The sequence below is a fragment of the Deferrivibrio essentukiensis genome, assembly GCF_020480685.1.
Lineage (GTDB): Bacteria > Chrysiogenota > Deferribacteres > Deferribacterales > Deferrivibrionaceae > Deferrivibrio > Deferrivibrio essentukiensis.
On record NZ_JAJAFU010000039.1, the window covers coordinates 1 to 4796 of the forward strand.

Genomic DNA, 4796 nt, shown 5'->3' on the forward strand with positions numbered 1-4796 from the left:
TTTTTCAAATAAAACTTATTTGAAATTCGGTTGTCAATAAGTTTAACTAATATATTAACGGTACAAAATCATTTACTTTGAGATAAAAAATGTTATTATTCTATGAAAATTATTTAGTTTGGAGGATAGCAGAATGGTAAAAAAAGGCTTTTCATTAATTGAATTAATGGTCGTAATTGTCATTTTAGGGCTTCTTGCAACTTTCTTATTACCAAAAATTATCAATAGGCCTGATGAAGCAAGAATCACTAAAGTGAAAAGCGATATCAAGACTATAGAATCAGCGCTAAAACTTTATAAACTTGACAATGGTGTTTACCCTACCACAGAACAAGGATTGGGTGCCTTGATATCAAAACCTGAAATAGAGCCTATCCCAAGAAACTGGAAAAAAGGTGGATACCTTGACACCAACTCCATACCTAAAGACCCATGGGGGAACCCTTACATCTACAGATCACCGGGGGAAAACGATAGGGATTACGAAATCATTTCTTATGGAGCTGACGGCAAAGAGGGTGGTGTTGACAATGATGCTGATATAAAAAGCTACGAAATAAATTAATAAATGAACCGCAGGGCTTTTTCATTAATAGAATTAATGATAGTAATTGTAATTTTTGGAATTTCACTAATGTTTATTGTGCCAAAAATGGTGGAAAAGTATACGGAAAACAGCCCAGTAAAAAAGCAATTTGAAGAGGTAATACAAAAAGCTTATAATAAAGCATTGTCTTCAAATAAAGGGATATTTGTCCAAGGTGTAAAAGGGGGAAATACGTTATCTTTCGATAACGAAACATATAAAATAGATGAAATAACAAGCTTCAACAGTGCAAAAATAAATAATCAACTACAAAGTGGTCTTAATTTTTATTTCGGTGTATACCCTGACGGCTTTGTAGATACTTTTGAAATAGTTACCTCAAATAATGTAAAAATTATTTCCGACTCTTTAAACATGAAGGTTAATATAGTTGAATAAAAAAGGTTTTACACTACTGGAAGTTTTAATTGCTCTATCAATAACTGCGATATCTTTAATGGGCATATACCATCTCATAGAGTTTTCTCTTTCAACCTTATCAAGTTCAAAAAACAGGTATACTCTCATTAATCAGGCAAATGAGTATCTTCTTATTAAAAACAAATATCCGAGCAGTTACTACCTTTCTCAGCTAACTCAAAAAATAGATGTCAAAGATAATTTGGAAGCAAATATTTATGGGATACTTGAGCAGCGTGTTATCACTGTTTCAAACAACGATGAAGAATTAAATTTTATATACTTTGTGAAAAAATGAAAAAAGGATTTACTTTACTTGAACTTTTAATTGCATTTTTAATATCTGTACTGGTTATATCTGCTGTATACAGCATGTTAAACAGTACAATTAATTACTCAATTGCCTCAAAAGAGGAAGGGTTAAAAATCAACACCAAATACAACCTAAATAGAATTATAACAGAAGACATTACGTCGCTAACTGATATTAGTATTACCAAAGAAACTCTCTTTGGGGAAACATCTTTCAAATTAACTACAATGAATAGTATAGTGCTTAACAAGGCTGTCCCGGTAACTGTCACATATTTTGTGGAAGATAAAAAATTGTATAGAGTTGAAACAAATGAAAATATCGGGTTAAACGAAAAATTTGAACTACTTCAAAATGTGCAAAAATTTGATGTATTGAATTTTGATAGCAATGAATATAAGGAAAACTTCACTAAAATTAACATATTGAAATTTATAATTACTACAAATAATGATTCTTTTGAAGTAATTGCGGGGAATATTAAGCTGTGAATTCTAAAAAAGGGTCAGTACTTTTAATAGTTTTGATAATCATAACAACAGCACTTGCAATAGCTATGTCATTAAGCGAAAAAAATACGGAAAGCTACGTCAAAACAGTTAACTTAAAAAATCTGCTACAGGCAAATATTATTGCAACAACTGCTGCTTCTTCTGTTGCTCAAATTATAAAGGAAGACAATAATAAATCAGATAGCCTGGAAGATGCATGGGCATATCCTTTTTCTTATAATCAGGACAATATTTTTGTAGAAATTAAAGTTACTCCATTGAACTCAAAAATAAATATAAACAATCTTTATGATGGAGAAGAAAAGGTAATAAAACGGGTGGTAGATAGTTTTGAAAAAATAGCCGAGGATAACGATATCTCATTGACCAATCTACATTTAATAGCAGACTACATTGATAACAACACAACCCCTATGGCATATGGAAACGAAAATGATGACATAAATTATTTCGGTAGAACTTTAACCGTAAAAAATAAACCACTCGACACTTTTTTTGAAACATTTATAATTTTGGATAATACATCGTATAACAAATTAAACAAAATTTTTACAGCTAACAATGGTGAGAAAAAGATTAATATAAACTTCGCTTCAAAAGAGGTCCTTCAGTATTATCTGCCTGAGTTAGACACATATATAGATGATATTATAAAATATAGAGAAAGTAACGTTTATGACGATGTTTCAGAAATAAGAAAGGCAACAAATATTCCTAACGATGTATATCAATCTCTCGTAGAATTTATTAGTGTAAAATCTGACGATTTTTATTTAAGAATTAATATTGATATATCAGGCAAATTATTCTATTATCACTCGTTGATTAACAGAAAGGATGGCGTTAAGCTATTTTTTAAGGGGCTAAATGAAAACTACTTCTGACATATATTTTCTTGATATTAACGGCAAAGTTTATGACAGCAGTTTAAATGAAATTAATGAGAGTGAAGTAATTAGGTCTCACTACTCGTTACTGCTTCATGACGACTATTTTTTTTACGAAACGTTAGAAACTAACTTCCCCAAATCTTCAAAAACAAAGCTTTTGGTAAAAAACTACCTTTCAGGGACATATCCTGAAACATTGTTGGAAGATATTTATTTGTTAAAAAAGGAAAAACTAATAGCGATAATCCCCACAAAAAAATATCGTGAAATCTCATCAAGCTTATTGGAAAATGCCGAGCAGCTATCAACTATAGCCATTGAACAATTCATCAATAATAAAAATTGTATTATTTTTTTTGAAGGCTACTCAATAAAAATCGACAACGGGATCTACTATTTACCTAACACTACTTCTAATACTAGTAATCTAAAAGATTTTAATATCAATTCATTAAGTTATAACTTATTAAAAGATGACAAGAAAAGTGACTTCAAAATACTTATGGCTCCTTTAGTCGTAGTTTGCATAGCGCTGGTTCTTTTTATTGTAGGCAACATTTTTAAAATAAAAAAATTAGACATGGAAATTGCAACACTTGGCAATAAAATAGAAGAAGTCTATCAAAAGGCCAATATAACTGACAAAATTGACCCATATGGGAAACTTCTTTTTAAGGTGCAGCAAAACGCTATTAAAGAAATAAACATACTTGAAAACTATCTTTTTATTGCAAAATCGTTTTCGCAAAATGATGTCATTGATACATTAAACTATGCCGATAAATACTTTAAAATTTCAGGGAAAACATTAGATTTTAAAGCCTTGGACAAGCTCAAAAACAACTTATCAAACTATTATGAAACCGTAGAGATACTTAATACTAAAATTGAAAAAGACTTTCTTACGTTTAGTCTGAGGGTAGCAAATGCAAAAAAATAAGCTTAGTAAAAATGAAGTTTATATGATTTTGATTTTTATTGGTGCAATCTTCATTCTATTTTACTGGACAAAGTTATACTTTGATAACAAATATGAAAAGAAACTCGCAGAAATTAACCAATTGCAAGAGCAGTATAAAAAAGTCTATTCTCTATACTCTAAAACCATAAATAAAACTGAAAAATTAAATGAAAGCCTTCTTGTATTTATACAAGATACTGTTTCAAAACATAACTTATCTGATAAAATGGCTTCTCTTAAACCTCAAAATATATCAGGCTCATATGAGTCGGTAATTTTGCGACTGGAAAATCTTGGACTGAATGAAACGGTTGATATTATTAAGGATATTGACAAATTTTCCAATATTAAATTTAACCAGATTAATCAATCAAGAAGATTTGACAATGAGAAAAAAGCCGATTTAGTAGTGGAGATTGTGAAACTTAAATGAAAAAAATATATTCAATTTTATTCTTTACTACACTTTTTGTTGCGTCGTTAGTTGTCTTTTTCCCTTATCAAACAATAATATCTTACATCATTGATAGAAATATGAATAATTTGTCATACTCATCTATTTATGGAAACTTTAGCCGCTCCACTATAACCGATATTAAAATTAATGGTATTAAACTTGGAAATTTGACTATTAAACACTCCCCCATCAACTTTCTGTTATTTAAAACTAATTTTTTGGGTCAGATTTTCGGTCTAAACATTGATGGCACAATAAACAAAAATAAAATCAATATTAATATCTCAGGCAAGCCAGACAACTTAAACAGCTTATTAGATGAAGGATTTGAGGTTAGTGGTGGGAAACTCACTGTTGAGGGTTTATTTTATATCAAGGAACAAAAATTAAATTCTAAAATTATGCTTTCGGAATCAAAAATATCTGCTTTTGGACAAAATATTGATATCGACAATATGGTTGCTACCATAGATTTAGAAAAAAACAAAGCTGAAATTAAAACATTAGAATCCAAGACCAAACCTTCTGTCAAAATTGACGGAGCAATATTTGTAAATTTTAAAAACATTTATACAAGTAGACTTAATCTGAAATTAAATGTCAAAGATAAAACCTTAAACATGAACACAAAGATAGGCGGCACTATTGCAAATCCAA

At 29.6% G+C, this 4796-nt stretch carries 8 protein-coding genes; all 8 read left to right on the forward strand.

Annotation, left to right across the window (positions count from 1 at the left end):
• Positions 1–133 precede the first annotated feature (133 nt).
• Positions 134–565: a type II secretion system major pseudopilin GspG gene (gspG, locus tag LF845_RS11525; RefSeq protein ID WP_242821161.1), complete on the forward strand. Its 432-nt coding sequence runs from the start codon at positions 134–136 to the stop codon at positions 563–565.
• 3 nt (positions 566–568) lie between these two features.
• A complete protein-coding gene (locus LF845_RS11530) occupies positions 569–985 on the forward strand; it encodes a pilus assembly FimT family protein (protein WP_242821162.1) in 417 nt (138 codons plus the stop codon).
• On the forward strand, positions 978–1304 hold the full coding sequence (locus tag LF845_RS11535; RefSeq protein WP_242821163.1) for a type IV pilus modification PilV family protein: 327 nt from the start codon (positions 978–980) through the stop codon (positions 1302–1304). Before LF845_RS11530 ends, LF845_RS11535 begins: the two co-directional genes overlap by 8 nt.
• The gene (locus LF845_RS11540) at positions 1301–1810 is read left to right on the forward strand and encodes a PulJ/GspJ family protein (RefSeq protein ID WP_242821164.1); all 510 of its coding nucleotides are present in this window, start codon (positions 1301–1303) and stop codon (positions 1808–1810) included. The genes LF845_RS11535 and LF845_RS11540 overlap by 4 nt, the downstream gene beginning before the upstream one ends.
• Entirely contained in the window at positions 1807–2715 is a 909-nt protein-coding gene (locus LF845_RS11545) for a type II secretion system minor pseudopilin (protein WP_242821165.1), read from the forward strand. Before LF845_RS11540 ends, LF845_RS11545 begins: the two co-directional genes overlap by 4 nt.
• Positions 2699–3661 (forward strand): hypothetical protein, encoded by a 963-nt coding sequence (locus tag LF845_RS11550; protein WP_242821166.1) that lies wholly within the window; start codon positions 2699–2701, stop codon positions 3659–3661. Before LF845_RS11545 ends, LF845_RS11550 begins: the two co-directional genes overlap by 17 nt.
• Positions 3648–4115 carry a hypothetical protein gene (locus LF845_RS11555; RefSeq protein ID WP_242821167.1) on the forward strand — a complete coding sequence of 156 codons (468 nt, stop codon included), beginning with the start codon at positions 3648–3650 and terminating at the stop codon, positions 4113–4115. Before LF845_RS11550 ends, LF845_RS11555 begins: the two co-directional genes overlap by 14 nt.
• Positions 4112–4796: hypothetical protein (locus tag LF845_RS11560; protein WP_242821168.1), on the forward strand; the 685-nt coding region annotated here is incomplete at its 3' end. The genes LF845_RS11555 and LF845_RS11560, both read left to right, overlap by 4 nt.